Source organism: Paenibacillus sp. Root444D2 (genome assembly GCF_001426375.1).
GTDB lineage: Bacteria > Bacillota > Bacilli > Paenibacillales > NBRC-103111 > Paenibacillus_E.
The window spans coordinates 306,922-326,182 of sequence record NZ_LMEO01000001.1; the positions used below are offsets into that span (position 1 = coordinate 306,922).

Genomic DNA, 19,261 nt, shown 5'->3' on the forward strand with positions numbered 1-19,261 from the left:
TCTATTCGTCTACTAACCAAGTACGAAGCAAATTAACAAAGTCTTCTGGTCGCTTTTTGGCAAGAGTCTCTAGCTGCTTGCGTACTTGATTGTCATTAGTAACATTTTCGATATCAATCGTTGGAAGTTCTGCTTTACCTGCCGCTATATTCATTTCTTGTTCCAATTGTTGCTGCGCAGCTTTTCTTCGTTTTCTAATTGCGAACCCTGCAATTAATCCAATTGCAAGCGCCGCTAGAGCTAAACCTGCATACGTTAAGTACGTTGTTGTTTTCGATGCGAGTGTGTCCGCTGGTCTTGCAAAAGAATGTGCGAATACCGTAACTTTTTTCTGTAAATCTGCGTCAGTATATGTAACCTTATTATCCGCTAATGCAGTTCTTACGATGTTTACTAGCGCACTTTGCACTGCAGCCTTGGTCTCAGCTGTCAAAGAGTTGGGATCATCTATAACCGGAGGCTCAATCCCCACATTAATACTTAAGTCTTTTACAACATAAGGCGTAGAAATAATATCGTTCGTAATTCGGTTGACTTCATAATTGACAGTTTTATTATTTTTCTCTGAATTAGACTTGCCTGAGCTGGCAGCCCCAGGATAGCCTGGAACATCTGTAGTACCTGTACCAGGTACACCGCCTGTATCCGCACCATTGTTCTGATACGATTCACTTGCTTCCTGCAGGGAAATTTCCAATCCTTTTTGATCCACTTGATTTGGAGCGCTGACAAGCTGCTCTTTACTTTTCTTTTGATCAAAATTCATTGTTGAGAATACACTTACATTCACTTTGTCACGGCCAAACATCGTGCCCAGCATCGTATTGATATTCTTCTGTAAATCATTACGGAACTGGTTATTAATATCCACTTGACTAGTGACTAAACTCGTGGATGATGTTCCGCCCACCTTCGAAGATACAAGACTCTGTCCATACTGGTCTGAGATCGTAATATTCTCTAGAGGGAGATTTTTAACACTATGCGATACTAAATTATAAATCGTATCAACCTTTGCTTGATCTAAGGTATATCCCTGCTTCGTTTGCACAACAACAGATGCCGTTGCTTTTTCTTGCTGTTGCTGTAAGAAAGGTCCTTCTTCTGGAAGTGAGATGAGAACTTTGGAACTGGCGATTGCTTGATTAGCGTTAATCAACTGTTGAAGCTCGCCTTGTATCGCGTTCAAGTATTTCACTTTGAATTCGTTGTCTGTTATGCCAAATGAACTGCTGTTGCTAAACGCACCAAAGCCTAAAGAGCCGTTTTTATTTAAACCTTGGGACTCAACACCAAGCTTTACATTTGCTACTTCGCTTGTTGGTACTTCGATACTTTTTCCATCATCACTAAGATGATACGGTATTTTTGCGGTATCTAGATACGACTTGATGGCTGAAGCATCACTTGGCTGCAATTCCGTAAATGCGAGTGAATACTCCGTTTTTGATAAATTAATACTTATAATTGCAGCAGTAAGAATCAGTAGGACAACCGTTGCTATAAAAGTGATTTTGGTAGTTCTACTATAACGATTCCAATATTGCTTCACCTTTTCCCAGTACTGGAGCAGGTTCTCGTTCACTCTGTCACCTCATCGAACCAAAATTTAGCAGCATCTAACTCAATCACAGCTGCATTCTCATCATTTCTTGGTAAGCTTCAAGGACTTTGTTTCTGACTTGTACAGTCAACTCAAGTCCTAGCGATGCTTTCTCAGAGGCTATTGTCAGTTGATGAACATCGGAAAGCTCACCTTTGATGAAACTCTGATTCAAGTTGTCCACTTGCTGTTGTTGCGTGTTTAAGTTTGATATGGCGTCATTCAGGAACGAACCGAATCTTTTACCAAGATCAGCAGCCCCTTCACCGGAGTTATCCTTTGGTTGAATGGAACTCATGATGTTTAGTGGACTGTAACTTATTTTGTCAATCATGATGCAACCTCCTGTACTGGTTATCTACCAATCTCCAAAGCTTTGGTTATCATTGATTTACTTGCATTAAGGGCGGTTACGTTCGCTTCATAAGATCTAGTCGCAGAGATCATATCGACCATTTCTTTAAGCACATCGACATTGGGCATATAAACGAATCCATTCGCATCCGCATCTGGATGAGTTGGGTTATATACCTGCTTCAAAGGCGACTTATCATCAAAAATTTTATTCACCCGCACACCTTCACCAGTACCATCGGCCATTGCTGATTTAAGCGATTGCGCAAAGCTGGGCTGTGACTTCGTTTCAAAAGCAACTAACTTCCTTGTATAGGGAACCCATTTCCCATCTACGAACTTAGCACGTGTTGTATCCGCATTCGCTATATTAGAAGAGACAACATCCATTCTTAATCGTTGAGCAGTCAGTGCCGAAGAGCTGATGTCAAATCCATTGGTTAACCTCATTGGTTATTACTTCCCTCCTAAGACTGTGCGCATTTTTTTGAATTCGCTATTCATTTGTTGAATCATTGCATTGTATTTAAGTTGGTTTTTGGCCATTAACGACATTTCATAATCCATATCGACATTGTTCATATTGTTATTAATCGCTGTCGATTCATCTGTTTTTATTTCTGAATTTGGCAGATTTGTGGATTTTCCTATTAAGAAATGCCTTGGGTCTGTCCGATAACCTTCTATAGTGGGTGTTGATGAATTCATCTGACCTTGTAAAAGTTCTTCGAACACGACATCCGAACGCTTAAAGAAGGGTGTATCCGCATTGGCTACGTTGTTTGCTACAACCTTTTGTCTTAGAGTCGATGCATCCAGCGATCGCTCCATCAAGTTCCAACTTGGTTTGTCTATCAGAGACATTATGTTACCCCCCGTCTATAGAATATTCGACTTATACTTCAACATTGTATTTATCGATTCCTTCTTATTTCGACATTATTTTCATAAAATAATTCGAAATGGTCCTTATTGTAGAAATTTGTAAAAGATTCGGTAACCTTTCTTATCATCTAAGAAATTACGATAACTTACAATAAGAAAAAAGCCCTATCTTTTACAAGACAGGGCTTTTCTATGTGTTTATCTAGAGTTTCGTTTTTAATTGCTCGATACTTTGTATTAATTGCTCATTTAAAATACGGATATAAGTGCCCTTCATACCAAGCGAACGAGTTTCAATAACTCCGGCACTTTCCAGTTTGCGAAGTGCGTTAACAATAACAGAACGAGTAATGCCTACCCGATCGGCAATTTTGCTCGCTACCAATAGACCTTCCTTACCATCTAATTCTTCAAAAATGTGTTCCACAGCTTCCATTTCACTGAAAGATAAGGAACCTATCGCAACTTGGACGACAGCTTTACTTCTAGCTTCTTCCTCAATTTCTTCCGCACGTTCTCTTAATATTTCCATTGCAATAACGGTAGATCCATATTCAGCCAGCACTAAATCATCATCAATGAAAGTTCCTTCACTGCGACTTAATATGAGCGTTCCCAAACGAGAGCCCCCGCCAATAATTGGTACTAAAGTCGTATGCGTGTATGGAAACATATCTTTCATTTGCTCCGTGTAATAGAAATATGGACTGTCTGGTTCTGCTGTTGATGATGTTTCCTCAATCTTCAGAAGCAAATTGTTCGACTCCAACGGAAATCTGCGTTCAATTAATATGGTCTGATTCATTTCCGGTGAAACAGGATCATTCGTTACTGCATAACCTAAAATTTTGCCTTTGCGGCTAACGACGTAGATATTCGCAATAACAATATCACGCAGCACTTCGGCCATATCCATAAAGCTAACTGCGTTGCCAGCTTCTTTTTGCAGCAAGCGATTTAGCCTTCTTGTTTTATTTAATAAACTCATTTAACTGCCTCCTACTTACTTAACCATGCGATAGTTCTTTACTATAAGATATATTGACTTAAATCTCGATTTTGTACAATATCACTGAGTTTCTCACGAACATATTCCGGGTTAATAACAATGGACTCCAATGTAATCTCAGGCGCTTCGAAGGATAGATCCTCCAGCAATTTTTCTAAAATGGTGTGTAATCGCCGAGCACCAATATTCTCCGTATTCTGATTAACTTCAACCGCGATACGAGCAATTTCATAAATAGCTTCGTCCGCAAACTCAACCGTTATACCTTCCGTTTGCAACAATGCTGTATATTGTTTTGTTAATGCATTTTTGGGTTCTTTTAAAATAGAAACAAAGTCTTCCAAGGTCAAGTTACTTAATTCCACTCGAATTGGGAACCTTCCCTGAAGCTCTGGAATTAAATCAGAAGGCTTAGCAATATGGAAAGCACCTGCACCAATAAATAAGACATAGTCCGTCTTCACGGGCCCATATTTAGTTACAACCGTAGATCCCTCTACAATCGGTAAAATGTCTCGCTGAACACCTTCCCGAGAAATGTCCGGTCCGCTGCCGCCGCGGCTATTACTAGCGATCTTATCGATTTCATCAATAAAAATAATACCGGATTGTTCCGCGCGAGTAATAGATTCCTGGATCACTTCATCCATGTCAATCAATCTTTGCGCTTCTTCTTGAGCTAACACTTTCCTGGCTTCCTTAACAAGCAGCTTACGTTTCTTCATTTTCTTCGGGAGAAGATTGCCGAACATCTCCTGCATGTTCATGCCAGCTTGTTCATTGCCTTGACCAGCCAGCATATCCATCATTGATGGTGAAGAGTCTTCCACTTCGATTTCTACAACTTCATTCTCTAATTTACCATTAGTCAATTGCTCAGCGATTTGAACCCTTTTTGCGGCAAGTGAAGGGTCTGGAGCACTTTCTTCTTGATCCGGTTGGTTCTGCCCACCAAATAGCATCTCAAGAGGATTACGCTGTGTTTTGGAACGCGCAGGACTTGGCGCCAGCAAGTTAACTAGTCGCTCGTTAGCGAGCTTCTCAGCTCGGTCTTTCACCTTTTCCATCCGCTCAGCCTTTACCATACGAACGGAAGTTTCGATCAGATCACGTACCATTGACTCCACATCGCGACCAACATAGCCGACTTCTGTGAATTTGGTGGCCTCTATCTTAATGAATGGTGCGCCAACCAACTTAGCTAGTCTGCGCGCAATTTCAGTCTTTCCAACGCCGGTAGGCCCTATCATGAGTATATTCTTCGGAACAATTTCATCCCGCATAGCCTCATCTACGAGATTTCTCCGATAACGGTTTCGCAGAGCAATAGCAACTGATTTCTTTGCTTTTTTCTGACCTACTATGTATCGATCCAATTCTTGGACAATTTGTTTAGGTGTAAGGGAGCTGTTTGCCATTTTGTACCCTCCTAAAAGTTTTGCTTTAGCAAAACTAACATCGTAAGCATTAACTTTTCAATAGTTAACTATTCAATTTCTTCCACAATAATATTATGATTCGTAAACACACATATTTCAGCTGCAGTTGTTAGGGCAGCATGGGCTATTTCCTTAGCGCTTAGCGACGACGCATGGCGATGCAACGCTCTTCCAGCAGCTAATGCAAAGCTGCCACCAGACCCAATAGCCAAAATACCGTCATCAGGCTCAATAACCTCACCATTTCCCGAGAGCAACAGCAAACCTGTTGAATCCATAACGATCATCATGGCTTCAAGACGTCGCAGGACGCGATCCTGACGCCAGTCCTTCGTAAGTTCTACCGCAGCACGCTGCAAATTACCGTGGTGCTCTTCTAGCTTGCCTTCGAATTTCTCAAAAAGTGTAATCGCATCGGCAACAGAACCAGCAAAACCAGCGATGACTTTTCCTCTATGTAAACGCCGAACTTTTTTGGCCGTGCTTTTCATAATCATGCTGTTGCCAAATGTCACTTGCCCATCTCCAGCAATAGCTCCCTTACCTTGATGACGAATAGCAAAGATTGTTGTCGCATGAAACGTAGCTTGATTAGGATCCATCTCTTCTCACCTCTCAAATGGAATCATACACCATGAAAGTTACTCTATACGTTGGTTTCGGTCTCATAAATGAGATAAACCTCTAGCGAGGTCAATTCGAGAAATGACCGCATCTAGAGGTAAATGTATGAGGAAACGAATGAAAAATGCTACAAAACATAATTATAGTAACATAGCAAAGAGTCCAATTACAACCTACTCCGCAAATGTTTTCTTAAAATTCTGAATACTCTCCAAAGCTCGATTAGCCAGCTTCTCGTACTTCTCTTTTTTGTTACGAATTCGTTCGGGCAATTGTGGAAGCAAACCAAAATTAGCATTCATCGGCTGAAAATGTTTAAAGTCAGCTGTCGTGATATAATGTGCCATACTACCCAGAGTCGTTTCCTCCGGAACAACCAAACAAGGTTGCCCTTTAGCTAAACGCCCCGCATTCATTCCTGCTATCAGTCCGGAAGCCGCAGATTCCACATATCCTTCTACACCCGTCATTTGACCTGCAAAAAACAAATTTTCACGACGTTTAAATTGATAAGTAGGTTCAAGAAGCTTCGGAGAGTTAATAAACGTGTTACGATGCATAACACCATAGCGTACGAACTCCGCTTGCTCTAACCCTGGAATCAAGGATAATACCCGTTTCTGCTCTCCCCATTTCAAATGGGTTTGGAAGCCGACTAAGTTATATAAAGTTCCCGCTGCATTATCTTGACGGAGTTGAACGACAGCATGCGGCATCTTACCTGTATGCGGGTTTATTAAACCAACTGGTTTCATTGGCCCGAACAGTACCGTTTGTCTACCTCGTTTCGCCATGACTTCTAAGGGCATACAGCCTTCGAAATAAATTTCTTTCTCGAATTCCTTCAGCTCAGCAACCTCTGCAGTTATTAAAGCTTCATAGAAAACATTAAACTCTTCTTCTGTCATAGGACAGTTAAGGTAAGCTGCTTCTCCTTTGTCATAACGGGAAGCCAAGTACACCTTATTCATATCAATGGAGTCCTTCTCCACGATCGGAGCTGCTGCATCATAAAAGTACAAGTACTCCTCGCCCATAAGCTCTTTGAGGCCTGCAGAAAGGGCTGGTGATGTTAATGGACCTGAGGCAACTACCGTTATGCCTTCAGGCAAGGTTTGAACTTCCTCATTGCGAACTTCTATGAGCGGATGGTTACGTAGCGTCGTTGTAACTGCTTGAGAGAACCCGTCGCGGTCAACAGCTAACGCGCCTCCTGCCGGTACAGCATGCTCATCTGCACAAGATAGAATGAGCGAATCCATTCTTCTCATTTCTTCCTTCAGTACTCCGACAGCGTTGGTTAGACCATTCGAACGTAGTGAGTTACTACAGACTAGTTCAGCAAATTGATCTGTTATATGTGCTGGAGTTTTACGGACATTACGCATTTCGTATAAAGTAACAGGCACACCCTGACGGGCAATTTGCCAGGCGGCTTCACTTCCAGCCAATCCTGCACCGATGACTGTTACTCTTTGATATTCTGGCAAAATCAGACACCTCTAATCTTTCATATCATCTGAATTATCGTCATTAACTTCTTCTTTATGATCACACACGGTACATTGAATATTCACGCCATTCTTGCTTCTTTTCTCGATCATCATCGAGCTGCATACAGGACATGGCTTATTGACCGGTTTATCCCATGAGACAAAGTCACAGGTTGGATACTGATCGCAACCATAGAAAACTCGCCCCTTTTTGCTTCTGCGTTCGACAATTTTCCCAGTATGACAAGTTGGACAAGTAACACCAATATCTTTAATGATCGGTTTCGTATTGCGACAATCAGGGAATCCTGAACATGCCAGAAACTTACCGAAACGCCCCATTTTATAAACAAGATGTTTACCGCATTTCTCACAAATCTCATCCGAAATTTCATCCTGGATTTCGATTTCCTTCATTTCCTCTTCAGCGAAAATTAGCCGCTTTTCAAAGGATGTGTAGAATGTATCCAGAACTCGAACCCAGTCCTCTTTTCCCTCTTCGACAAAGTCTAGCTCCTCTTCCATATGAGCCGTGAACTCGATATCGAGAATTTCAGGAAAAAACTCCTGCATCAATTGAATAACTAATTCACCAAGCTCCGTAGGCACGAATTTCTTCTCTTCGATCGCAACATACCCACGCTTCTGAATCGTCTCCAGTGTCGGTGCATACGTACTCGGACGACCGATGCCCATTTCCTCTAAAGCCCTAACTAAACGCGCTTCTGTATACCTTGGAGGCGGTTGAGTAAAGTGCTGCTTCGGATCCACGCTTTGCTTTTGCAAAGAATCACCCTTAGTCAGAGGTGGCAGCAATTTGTCCTCTTCTGTCGTCCCGTCATCATTGCTCTCGACATAAACTTTCATAAATCCTGCAAACTTCATCTTAGAACCATTCGCTCTAAAAACAGTTTCTCCAGCAGTTAAATCAATGGTCATTGTATCCAAGACGGCTGAAGCCATTTGACTAGCTACGAAACGATCCCATACCAGCTTGTACAGACGATATTGATCTTTACTTAGAAATGCCTTCATTTGATCAGGTTCTCGAAGCACAGATGTAGGCCGAATACCTTCATGCGCGTCTTGGGCATTAGCATTTTTCTTCGTGTACTGGCGCGGTGTCTCTGGGTAGAAAGCTGGGCCATATTTATTAAAGATAAAATCTTTGGCTTCCTCTTGGGCAACCGGCGAAATACGGGTTGAATCGGTACGCATATAGGTAATCAAACCAACCGTACCTTCTTTGCCTAAATCTATTCCTTCATATAATTGCTGTGCGACAGACATTGTCTTCGATGCACGGAAATTAAGTTTCCTTGCCGCTTCCTGTTGCATTGAGCTTGTAATGAAAGGAGGAGAAGGATTACGCTGCCGTTCTTTCTCTTTCACTTCTTTCACTGTAAAAGCATCACTGCCCATCGCGGTTAAAATCAGATCGACATCTTCTTGCGAATGCAGTTCCTTTTTCTCACCGTTAATGCTGTGATACTTTGCTTCGAACACCGTTTTACCAGCGTCCAAGACAACGGTTATCGACCAATATTCTTCTGGTTCGAAGGCTTTGATCTCATTCTCTCTGTCTTGTATCAATTTAACTGCTACCGACTGTACACGACCTGCAGATAATCCCTTTTTTACTTTTTTCCAAAGTAAAGGACTGATTTTATAACCAACAAGTCGATCCAAAATGCGCCGAGCTTGCTGAGCGTTAACGAGATCTTGATTAATTCGACGCGGTGTTTTGAAGGCATCCTTGACCGCATCCTTCGTTATTTCATTAAATACAACACGGCAGAGCTCTTCGGGACCTACATCCAAATAATGAGCTAAGTGCCAGGCAATCGCTTCACCTTCACGATCCGGATCCGCCGCCAGATATATTTTTTTTACTTTTTTACTCGCATCTTTTAATTCTTTTAGTATAGAACCTTTACCGCGGATTGTTATGTATTTAGGCTCAAAGTTACGATCCACTTCTACGCCAATTTGGCTTTTCGGAAGGTCGCGAATATGACCCATCGAGGCTTTTACGATAAATTTACTTCCCAAATATTTGCCAATGGTTTTGGCTTTTGCTGGTGACTCAACTATGACTAAAGAATCCGCCATGGATCGTCCTTCCTCCCCTCTTGGTTTCAAGGTAAAGTCTATTGGCGAGAAGAAAAGCTTCGTATTAGCCTATGCTAGTATGTAAGTAGAACCCGGAAGCTGTTTAATCGCCTTTTTCATTACCAAAGATAACAGAACTGCATGCAAATGTCCAAACGTAAATTGACTGTCCTCCAACAAAGCATCAATGGATACAGGCTCATTCGACAACTTTCGAACGATTTCGCCCTCCTCATCTGTAAGCGAAAATGTCGGCAAAGGCTTCTTCATGGCCCCCTGGTCTTCCGCGCTTAACATATGTTTATAATCTTCTACAATCTCCTCAACACGGGTAACCAGTTTAGCACCATCCTTTAGAAGCTTGTGGACGCCACTACTTTGATTTGAGTCAATAGGACCAGGAACGGCGAATACATCTCTTGATTCATCCACCGCAAACTCAACTGTAATCAGTGATCCGCTATCTTCTGCTGCTTCCACAACCATAACTCCTAATGTCAACCCTGCTATGATACGATTCCTCTGCGGAAACATACCTGGCCTCATGCCCGTGCCAATGGGATATTCAGAAATGATGACACCCTCTTGTTCTATATTTCGATATAATAATGCATTCTCACGCGGATAAATTTGATTAATCGCACATCCAAGAACTGCTACCGTTTTGGATTTACCTTGCAATGCGCCAATATGAGCCTTGCTGTCAATCCCTCTAGCCAATCCGCTTACGATACCGAATCCTGCTCTTGAAAGGGCAGCTGCCCATTCCTCAGCAATCTTCTTTCCATAAAGAGTAGGGGTACGTGTTCCTACTATACCAAGGAGACGCCCATTCAATAATGAAACATTTCCTTTCACATATAAAACCCAGGGAGGCTGCGCAATTTCTTTTAGAACCGAAGGGTAGTCCTCATCCAAAAGCGTGAGAATTTGAATGGATTGCTTCTTATATAATTGTAGCTTTTGCTCAATAAAAGTCGGTGTAAAACGCGTGGCAATTTGTTCAGCAATGGAAGTCCGGATACCTTTAGAGGCAATTGCTGCAGCTGAAAGCTCAAACAACACATGCAGATCAGGAAAGCGACTTAGAAGCTGAAGAATGGTTTTCCAACCAACGCCCTCGAGCTCGTGAAGGCCAAACAAAATGAAACGATTATCCATAAGTATATACACTCCCTTCTCGAATAACAAATAATTGCAAAGCCAAGAAAAACAAAAAACCTCCCAAATCCCTGATTCAGGGAGATGGAAGGTTGCTTACCTTCGTTAGAAGAAAACTATTTTTTTGTAATAACTTTGTCCAGCATGCCTTTTTCTTCAAGCACACTAACAAGTGTAGAGCCCATCTCGGATGGTGTAGCCGCTACGCGGATACCACATCTTTCCATCGTTGCAACTTTCTCAGCAGCTGTACCTTTACCACCGGAAATGATTGCGCCAGCATGGCCCATACGTTTTCCTGGAGGGGCTGTTTTACCACCGATAAAGCCTACAACTGGCTTCGTCATATTCGCAGCAACCCACTCAGCCGCTTCTTCTTCTGCCGTACCGCCGATTTCACCAATCATGATGACAGCATACGTATCTGGATCATCGTTAAAACGTTTAAGGATGTCGATGAACTCGGAGCCTTTAACAGGGTCTCCACCGATACCTACAGCAGAGGATTGTCCAATGCCGCGAGTTGTCAATTGGTGAACTGCCTCATAAGTTAATGTCCCGGAACGGGAAACTACACCTACGTGACCTGGCGTATGAATGTAACCCGGCATAATACCGATTTTGCACTCGCCTGGTGTAATTACTCCCGGACAGTTAGGTCCGATTAGAACGGTTTTCTTGCCTTCTAGGTAACGTTTCACGTTAACCATATCAAGAACAGGAATACCTTCTGTGATACAGATAACCAGATCAAGTTCAGCTTCGATAGCTTCAATGATTGACTCTGCAGCAAAAGCTGGTGGTACATAGATAACGGATGCCGTAGCACCAGTTGCATTTTTAGCTTCGATAACGGTGTTGAAAACTGGAAGCTGAACTAGCTCACCGTTTTCCAATGTGATATCTACTTTTGTTCCGCCTTTACCTGGGGTTACGCCACCAACCATTTGTGTGCCGTATTCCAGACCGCCTTTGGTATGAAACAAACCCGTAGCGCCGGTAATCCCTTGAGTAATGACTTTTGTATGTTTATTAACCAAAATACTCATGATCTTTTGTTCACATCCCCTATATTATTTGAAACCGCTCGGGTTTAATTATTTAACTAAAGCAACGATTTTTTGTGCGCCATCTGCCATGGAGTCAGCAGCAACAATGTTCAAGCCGGATTCGTTAAGAATCTTTTTACCAAGTTCAACGTTAGTTCCTTCAAGACGAACAACAAGCGGACGGGAAAGTCCAAGCTCTCTGGCAGCAGCTACAACACCCTCAGCAATAACATCACAACGCATGATGCCACCGAAGATATTAACGAAGATTCCTTTAACTTGCTCATCGGACAAGATGATTTTAAAAGCTTCTGTTACTTTCTCTTTCGTAGCACCGCCCCCTACGTCTAGGAAGTTAGCCGGGTCTCCGCCGTAGTGCTTGATAATGTCCATAGTGGCCATAGCAAGTCCTGCACCGTTAACCATACAACCGATGTTACCATCAAGAGCAATGTAGCTCAGGTCAAATTTAGAAGCTTGGATTTCTTTCGCATCTTCTTCTTCAAGGTCACGAAGTTCAACGATATCTTTGTGACGGAAAAGAGCGTTGGAATCAAAGTTCAATTTGGCATCAAGAGCCATAACGTCGCCAGAACCAGTAACAACTAGTGGGTTGATTTCGGCAATGGACGCGTCTTTCTCTACGAATGCTTTATAAAGAGCTAGCATGAATTTAACCGCTTTGTTAACAAGCTCGTTAGGAATATTGATGGAGTAAGCAAGTCTGCGGGCTTGGAAAGCTTGAAGACCAATCGCAGGATCCACAACTTCTTTAAAGATTTTCTCAGGAGAATGCTCAGCAACCTCTTCAATCTCCGTACCGCCCTCTTCAGATGCCATCAAAACGACGCTGCCTGTAGCACGGTCAACAACAACACCAACATAATATTCTTTCCTAATGTCACAGCCTTCTTCGATCAAAAGACGTTTAACTTCTTTGCCTTCAGGACCTGTTTGGTGAGTGACAAGAACTTTACCCAGAATTTCGCTAGCATATGTACGAACTTCATCGAGGCTTTTGGCTACCTTAACGCCGCCAGCTTTCCCGCGACCTCCGGCATGAATTTGCGCCTTAACTACAACGACGGATGTTCCGAGTTCTTTCGCTGCTTCAACAGCTTCGTCAACGGTAAAAGCAACTTTTCCGTTAGGAACGTTGACTCCGTACTGTCTCAGGACTTCTTTGCCTTGATACTCATGGATATTCATTTCCTAAAATCCTCCTATCAGTATGGACTTTCTAAACGTGCTATACATGGAAAAAGTGTAATTTCCTATTTGTGTAGTGCACGAAATAAATCTTGCTGCCGGAATTAGTATCACACTTCTTCACAAGCCCTAACCATTGTATCACTAATTTTCGACAGTTTCCTTATTTTTTTCGTTAATGCGTTCAAACTTTCCTTTCAGCCTGAAAAACTTTAGCTATCACTTTCAACATAAAAAAAGACGCATTTTCAATAAGCTGAAAAATACGTCTAGTTTCGACTTTTTTAATAATGCGGCGTTGTTGGTGTATTCATCCGCGGTTCACGCTCCGCCTGTTTAATGAAGCGAAGCTCATTACCCGTGAAACTGCACACCAAGCATTGAATCGTAGGTTCTGGCTCTGGTATTGCGTCAGGATCCTTGAATTCTGTAATATTTCCTGATAAAGCGTCCTTCAAAAAGGACTGAGAGTAACTAGTGATTACACTGAACTTGATTCGATTAGAACGACAATTGGGACAAAAATACGGTTTCTCCTGCATATCATCACCTCTAGTTCCAGTATGTGCAAGCCGTGCATTTTTAAAACGTACGCGGTGATCATTTCCGGATTGCGTAATTTTACCATTATCGTATACAATTAGGACAAAGTATAAAACGGATCAATAAGGAAGCACCTTTTATCCCACTTTATGACAGCTCGAAACGGCTGCGTAACTATGGAGAGGAAGGTGTTTTTTTCATGTATGGCAAAGTCATGAGCGCTTGCTTGCAGGGAATAGAAGGACAAACGATCGAAGTAGAGGTTGATATCTCAAGTGGCTTACCCCAAATTAACTTGGTTGGTCTCCCCGATTCGGCTATTCGGGAATCCGTTGAAAGAGTGCGCTCCTCCATCAAAAATTGTGGGTACACATTTCCCATGGATCGGATTACGGTCAATCTCGCACCAGCAGATTTACGCAAAGAGGGCTCATCCTTTGATTTAGCCATTGCGATAGGAATTTTGATTACAACCGGTCAAGTGCCAATGGACAGCTTTCTGCACACTTTGTTTCTAGGTGAACTTGCTTTGGATGGTTCTCTTCGCCCCATTCCGGGTGTTCTTTCTATGGCGCATGCCGCGAAAAAGCTAGGAATTAAACGCGTCTGCCTTCCCCTCGCGAATGCTCCTGAAGCTGCTTTAATAGAAGGTATTGAGGTGTGCGCGATAACTAACCTCTCTGATTTCAAGTCATGGAACAACCAATCCCAACATGAATATATATTTAATGGCATTAATTATGAACGTGGTGAACTTTCGACAATTTCTGCCGATGAACACAACTTTGTCGAAGATTATGCCGATGTCAACGGACAGCACCAAGTGAAGCGTGCCATGATGATCGCTGCGGCCGGGATGCATAATATTCTACTTTTATGTTACAATTGCAAGTAGACAAACACACCCTTAATCCACTAGTATATGGAGCTGAAACATTGAAAACAAAAGTCGCTGCTTATTGTCGTGTGTCAACATCCAGTCAAGACCAAGATTTAAGTTTTGATTCACAACAACGTTTTTTTCGCGAAGAAATTGGTAATAAGGATTCATTTAAAGATTACGAGCTGATACATATTTACGCTGATCGCGGATTGACAGCCACAAAGTTCAAGCGCGAACAATTTCTACAAATGCTTTATGATGGAGGGGTTGATGTCTCCTACCCTTCAAAGAGCAAGAAAAAAATTCACTTCGAAGCCTCGATGAAACGCGAACCTAAATTCAACAGGATACTAGTGACGAATCTAAGTCGTTTTGCTCGTGACATCCTAGCTATAGATCCTCTTCGGGAATTGAAATCAAAAGGTGTATTCATTGATTTCCTCGACTGCAATAAGAGCACTGAAAATGATGGAGATATGTTTTACATTGAATTAATGATGACCTTTGCGGCGAATGATTCACGCGACAAGTCTCAGAAATTAAAAGCTGGATTGAGTAAAACAGCAAAATGGGGTTCCTTATTTGCTGCACATAGACTATATGGTTATGACTATTTTGAAGGTGAAAAAAGATTGGAGATAAATGAAGGAGAAGCAGAAGTCGTACGTTTAATATATCATCTTTATGTTAATGAGGGCTATGGGTTTCGACGCATTATTAATCATCTTGAAAGTAAATTAATCTTTACAAGGAACGGAAAACCATTCAGCATTAACGCAATCAAACATATTGTATCTAATGAGAAGTATTGTGGAACACTTGTACGTAATAAATGGGACAGTGGAGCAGTTTTTAACAAGCATTACGCTAAAGTTAAGCCTGAGACAGAATGGGAAGTTCATGAGGATGTTGTACCTACTATTATTAGTAAAGAATTATTCGAGTCGGCCAAGCAGTTGCGTTTCGATAAAGGAACTGAACAAAGAGGAGTTTATAAAGGCATTGGTGAGTTTTCTGGATTAATAATCTGTAATAAATGTGGTGCCGCTTATGTAAGAAACTCTGATCGAGGAAAAATCTTGTTTAATTGTGGCACAAAAAAAAGCAAAGGTGTACAAGCATGTGACGCACCAAATCTCTACGAGGATGTATTAGAGTGGGCCATTGAGCATTTTATTGGTAATGGAATTGAGGAAACAATACGAAATTTTAAGGAATCCTATTTTACTGATTTGAATATAATCAAGGGTAAGTTACTTGAGAAAATAGACAATCAAAAAGAACAAGATGCCTCAACCTTACGTTCACAAATTGATGAACTTGATGCACAAAGAAAACGCGTACTAAAACTATACTCTTTGGGAAAATTCAAAGATGATGAACTTGATGATTTAACGAATGAAATCAACTCCGAGTACGAAACATTAAACAGCCAATTGCAAGAAGTTATCATGAGTAATGAGGATATTTATAAGAACCTGAGCGATATTGACGAAATAATTAATAACATCAGTAACTTTAAAGTTCGTGATGAACACAGTACACGTGAAGAAATCATTGATTTTTTGAGCAAGATTAAAGTTATCGGAGCTGTTCACGCTGAAAGCAATGAAAACTTATTAATATTGCAATTTGAATTTAAGGCGTTTGAAAAATTGTATGATTTCACTGATAAATACTTTGATTCCAATGTTAAAGAAACGTATTCCTCATCAAGTATTGTTTGGAATAGAACAACACAGTCGCCTTATTATAGGGACTAATAATAATGCTGGGGATATTGTGTCCACGTTAGTACTAGATCTAAAACACTTTACTCCTTACATGGACACATTATCTCCCCTAGCAATCAAGACAACACAAAAAAGCCCATGCGATAAAATTCGCACAGGTCTTTTTTATTTTACTATGTTAGTTAGAGTTGGCTAATCCACTTGTTTCAGCAACTATAAAAGAAAAATCACTGTCTGCATCATTGAATGAATTGTCTACATACTGTCTGAGGGTTACTCTAAATGTGGCATAATCACCAAATGTCGTTAAAGTTGTCATCGCAATTGTGGGAACAAAGCCTGAGGGAGTTACTGTTATGACTGGCCCCTTATTAAATGTACCCTTTGGAAAAGTTATTTCATATTGACCTACGTTAAGCTTTTTAACAGAATACTCAGTTCCTTCAAATGGCTTTCCATTCCATCCTACAAGACCTGATATTACTTTTGCACCAGACCCGCCGGGCAATCCTTGAGGGCCAACGTCACCCTTGTCTCCTTTTATGCCCTGAGGTCCAGCAACACCTTGAGGCCCAGTTGGACCAGTATCGCCCTTAGGACCTTGTGCTCCCTGTTCACCTTTTAAGGAAACTGCAATTTCACCTTTTTTACATGTACCATTCAAATCAGATAATGAAATTTGTCCATTCTGTTTTACGCACACTGTTAATGAGCTTATTTGTGAGGGTAATAAATCTTTTCCATAAGCGACACCAGAAAGCAGAAAAACTAGTGAACACCCCAGCATTAGGAAATACTTCTTTTTCTTAATCATGCCCCAAAACCTCCATCAAATTTACGTTTGTAATACTTCAGTGAAATATTAACAAACTACATTTGATAAATGTGTCGGATTATAATGTCGATAGTCTCTATTTCTATTAAATATTGCTTAATTTCTCTATTTCATAAAAAAATAGCTCCGTTTACCCTTTAATCAAGCAATTTTCCGTCTACGCTCATCAATCAAAACCTTAAGAAGCAATAAATCCTTATAAGTCAAAGTCTTATCTCTTACAGATTGAACCCATTTCCAATCCTCTAATGTGCCATCGTTATAAGCATCGCCTAGATAACAATCTAATTCTGTCCATGCCCAATCTTCGTATTCAAGTACTTTATTCATATCGTCATCCTCTTCTAATTCTGGTAACTTCGCACCTTTAACTAAGTCATTAATGCTCAAACCAAAGCACATTTCAAAGTGTGGAAAATCAACAATACCTTCCTTTTGAACTGTCCAATCTCCACCCCAAACGAAACCCAATGACTTACCTATTGCTCCGACTCTACGCCACTTGTCATTAACTGTCCACAAGACGTTATAACCGTCATCAGCAAGCAAAGCGAAGTCTAATGCTAGGCCGTAATTATGATAGCTGTAGCCAGCCCTAGCATTCGTCACAATTGATCCTGCTGTTGTTCTACCTTGAGCATATAAGGCTGCTTGTTCATCCATTGTTCGCAATCCTTGAACAATCACAATATAGATTCCTTCATTAAAAGCCGCGATAACGAGTTGTCTAGCTTTCTGAGCTACAATTGAATTTAGTTTGGATATGCGCGATTCACTCTTTGCTAGGTTTTCATTAAGCTGCATCAAACTCCACCCCTACCCTTAAAAAGAGCAGAAATGGCCTTGCTTTCGATTGTAATCCCAAAGATAACCGTAGATGCGTAACTGATTAAATTAGCGTAGAATTCAATCTCTGCGTCTGGAATGCCATACCCGTATCGAGATGCTACCATATTGGTGATTCCTAAAATAGCCAGCATAAGTGATACGATGCGTAGCACCTTAACTTTATCAATATTCATTTTTCATTTCCCACCTTTTCACAAATTTGTATAACAAAAAAGCCCTATCGATTAGATAGGACAGTAAGTGAATTTCTACTCAATATGGAAAATAAGTTTTATTGCATCAACAACCTTAATAATAAGTGTAATTAAAATAATAAAAGCAACAACGTATCCAATATTATTCCAAGCTTCACTCATTTTTTCCTTTGTGCTTTTATTAGCGACAATTGGCCGTTGCTGCTTTCGTCCCCTCTGTTTCTTTTTGTCACGTACTATTTCGTTTGCGAAGGCTTTAGCCAATCTTCTAGTTAAACCACTTCTGTTTGGATGTATTTTCATAAATTCACCCTTTGCGGTTTCATTTTATACATCAGCTCGATACTCTAATAAACCACTATCTATTGCTTTTTTATAAGCACGTTTATTAGTGCCATTTTTGTGGTAAACTTTGATACCTAAATCAAACAGAGCTTTATTATAATGTGAAGTGTTCCAATCAAGCCCATAATCATCTTCACCTGTATCGAACAAAGACAAATCAACCAAAGTCCTACTCATAACTAACTTACCGTTAGAACGAATTAAGTAATAATTATGGCTTCCATTGTTCGAATCGAATTCAGTGTATTGGTTACTTTCTTCAACAGTAAATTTATAAACTGTCAGCTCAAAATACTCAATATCATTGAGCAATCTAAGTACACTTTCCTTATGTAATACTCTATCCTTTATCGGCGTATTATCTGGATAATCTGCCATAGTATATCTCCCCTAAATATTATTAGGGATATTATACCACAACAGACACAACAAAAAAGCCACTCCGCGATGGAGTGACTTGTGTTAATTTTCTATCTCTTCGTCTTTTGCCATTTCTGCTAGATTGAGAAAATTGTATCTAGCTTTATTTTTAATTGGATAAGTACTATATACATAATCAATAAATTCCGACCAATTAAGTGTTTTTGTTTCTTCAATGACTTTATCTAAGATTTTAGTTTCTTTTTTATCCAGTTCCTCTAAACCCAGTGAATCCTTACTTTTTAAAGCGATAAGCAATTTAGGAGAGCCATAAGCAGAAAACTCTTCCACAATTTTCAACTTATTGTCTTTCTTCGCTGCATCGTACACATCACTCACATATGGCCCATAATGGTCGAAATACCACTTAATCTTGGTCATTTGTTTGTGATGTCTTTGAGAAGAGAACCAATCTGCCAAGTAAACCATTTTAGTTATTCTGGTTTTTGACAATTCATTCTTATATGGATAATGAATTGCAAAATATCTTAGGATATGGCGTATATCAGTCATGGTAAGAA

General features: G+C 40.7%; 21 protein-coding genes. 2 read left to right on the top strand and 19 right to left on the bottom strand.

What is annotated here, in order from left to right; translation table 11 throughout:
- Position 1 precedes the first annotated feature (1 nt).
- From fliF to ASD40_RS01530, 13 genes are all read right to left on the bottom strand, one after another.
- Entirely contained in the window at positions 2–1,585 is a 1,584-nt protein-coding gene (fliF, locus tag ASD40_RS01470; protein ID WP_057301561.1) for a flagellar basal-body MS-ring/collar protein FliF, read from the bottom strand.
- Between the two features lie 43 nt (positions 1,586–1,628).
- On the bottom strand, positions 1,629–1,937 hold the full coding sequence (gene fliE, locus ASD40_RS01475; protein ID WP_057301562.1) for a flagellar hook-basal body complex protein FliE: 309 nt from the start codon (positions 1,935–1,937) through the stop codon (positions 1,629–1,631).
- A 20-nt stretch (positions 1,938–1,957) separates the two neighbouring features.
- The gene (flgC, locus tag ASD40_RS01480) at positions 1,958–2,407 is read right to left on the bottom strand and encodes a flagellar basal body rod protein FlgC (protein WP_057301563.1); all 450 of its coding nucleotides are present in this window, start codon (positions 2,405–2,407) and stop codon (positions 1,958–1,960) included.
- A gap of 6 nt (positions 2,408–2,413) precedes the next feature.
- The gene (gene flgB, locus ASD40_RS01485) at positions 2,414–2,821 is read right to left on the bottom strand and encodes a flagellar basal body rod protein FlgB (RefSeq protein ID WP_057301564.1); all 408 of its coding nucleotides are present in this window, start codon (positions 2,819–2,821) and stop codon (positions 2,414–2,416) included.
- Between the two features lie 223 nt (positions 2,822–3,044).
- Entirely contained in the window at positions 3,045–3,830 is a 786-nt protein-coding gene (gene codY / locus ASD40_RS01490) for a GTP-sensing pleiotropic transcriptional regulator CodY (protein ID WP_057301565.1), read from the bottom strand.
- 41 nt (positions 3,831–3,871) lie between these two features.
- Positions 3,872–5,269, bottom strand: coding sequence for an ATP-dependent protease ATPase subunit HslU (gene hslU / locus ASD40_RS01495; RefSeq protein WP_057301566.1), 1,398 nt, complete (start codon positions 5,267–5,269; stop codon positions 3,872–3,874).
- Positions 5,270–5,337: 68 nt separating this feature from the next.
- Positions 5,338–5,892 (bottom strand): ATP-dependent protease subunit HslV, encoded by a 555-nt coding sequence (gene hslV / locus ASD40_RS01500; protein ID WP_047672807.1) that lies wholly within the window; start codon positions 5,890–5,892, stop codon positions 5,338–5,340.
- A 195-nt stretch (positions 5,893–6,087) separates the two neighbouring features.
- Positions 6,088–7,404: an FADH(2)-oxidizing methylenetetrahydrofolate--tRNA-(uracil(54)-C(5))-methyltransferase TrmFO gene (gene trmFO, locus ASD40_RS01505; RefSeq protein ID WP_057301567.1), complete on the bottom strand. Its 1,317-nt coding sequence runs from the start codon at positions 7,402–7,404 to the stop codon at positions 6,088–6,090.
- 12 nt (positions 7,405–7,416) lie between these two features.
- Positions 7,417–9,519 carry a type I DNA topoisomerase gene (topA, locus tag ASD40_RS01510; RefSeq protein WP_057301568.1) on the bottom strand — a complete coding sequence of 701 codons (2,103 nt, stop codon included), beginning with the start codon at positions 9,517–9,519 and terminating at the stop codon, positions 7,417–7,419.
- A gap of 69 nt (positions 9,520–9,588) precedes the next feature.
- A complete protein-coding gene (gene dprA, locus ASD40_RS01515; protein ID WP_057301569.1) occupies positions 9,589–10,680 on the bottom strand; it encodes a DNA-processing protein DprA in 1,092 nt (363 codons plus the stop codon).
- Positions 10,681–10,796: 116 nt separating this feature from the next.
- Positions 10,797–11,729, bottom strand: a complete 933-nt coding sequence (gene sucD, locus ASD40_RS01520; protein ID WP_029195344.1) for a succinate--CoA ligase subunit alpha — start codon at positions 11,727–11,729, stop codon at positions 10,797–10,799.
- Between the two features lie 48 nt (positions 11,730–11,777).
- Positions 11,778–12,938 carry an ADP-forming succinate--CoA ligase subunit beta gene (sucC, locus tag ASD40_RS01525; protein ID WP_057301570.1) on the bottom strand — a complete coding sequence of 387 codons (1,161 nt, stop codon included), beginning with the start codon at positions 12,936–12,938 and terminating at the stop codon, positions 11,778–11,780.
- Between the two features lie 284 nt (positions 12,939–13,222).
- Positions 13,223–13,480 (bottom strand): hypothetical protein, encoded by a 258-nt coding sequence (locus tag ASD40_RS01530; RefSeq protein ID WP_056832931.1) that lies wholly within the window; start codon positions 13,478–13,480, stop codon positions 13,223–13,225.
- 200 nt (positions 13,481–13,680) lie between these two features.
- Here ASD40_RS01530 and ASD40_RS01535 point away from each other — a divergent pair, with 200 nt between their 5' ends.
- Positions 13,681–14,376: a magnesium chelatase domain-containing protein gene (locus ASD40_RS01535; RefSeq protein ID WP_057301571.1), complete on the top strand. Its 696-nt coding sequence runs from the start codon at positions 13,681–13,683 to the stop codon at positions 14,374–14,376.
- Positions 14,377–14,417: 41 nt separating this feature from the next.
- Positions 14,418–16,127: a recombinase family protein gene (locus ASD40_RS01540; RefSeq protein WP_057301572.1), complete on the top strand. Its 1,710-nt coding sequence runs from the start codon at positions 14,418–14,420 to the stop codon at positions 16,125–16,127.
- Positions 16,128–16,275: 148 nt separating this feature from the next.
- On the opposite strand, the gene ASD40_RS37695 is transcribed toward ASD40_RS01540, so the two are convergent.
- From ASD40_RS37695 to ASD40_RS01570, 6 genes are all read right to left on the bottom strand, one after another.
- A complete protein-coding gene (locus ASD40_RS37695) occupies positions 16,276–16,911 on the bottom strand; it encodes a collagen-like protein (RefSeq protein WP_057301573.1) in 636 nt (211 codons plus the stop codon).
- A gap of 162 nt (positions 16,912–17,073) precedes the next feature.
- The gene (locus ASD40_RS01550; RefSeq protein WP_057301574.1) at positions 17,074–17,736 is read right to left on the bottom strand and encodes a M15 family metallopeptidase; all 663 of its coding nucleotides are present in this window, start codon (positions 17,734–17,736) and stop codon (positions 17,074–17,076) included.
- On the bottom strand, positions 17,736–17,954 hold the full coding sequence (locus ASD40_RS01555) for a hypothetical protein (RefSeq protein ID WP_057301575.1): 219 nt from the start codon (positions 17,952–17,954) through the stop codon (positions 17,736–17,738). Before ASD40_RS01555 ends, ASD40_RS01550 begins: the two co-directional genes overlap by 1 nt.
- A 75-nt stretch (positions 17,955–18,029) precedes the next feature.
- Entirely contained in the window at positions 18,030–18,278 is a 249-nt protein-coding gene (locus tag ASD40_RS01560) for a hypothetical protein (RefSeq protein ID WP_057301576.1), read from the bottom strand.
- Between the two features lie 24 nt (positions 18,279–18,302).
- Complete coding sequence (locus ASD40_RS01565) at positions 18,303–18,698, bottom strand: hypothetical protein (RefSeq protein WP_057301577.1); 396 nt, start codon at positions 18,696–18,698, stop codon at positions 18,303–18,305.
- An 84-nt stretch (positions 18,699–18,782) separates the two neighbouring features.
- Positions 18,783–19,253, bottom strand: a complete 471-nt coding sequence (locus ASD40_RS01570; RefSeq protein WP_057301578.1) for a Panacea domain-containing protein — start codon at positions 19,251–19,253, stop codon at positions 18,783–18,785.
- Positions 19,254–19,261 lie beyond the last annotated feature (8 nt).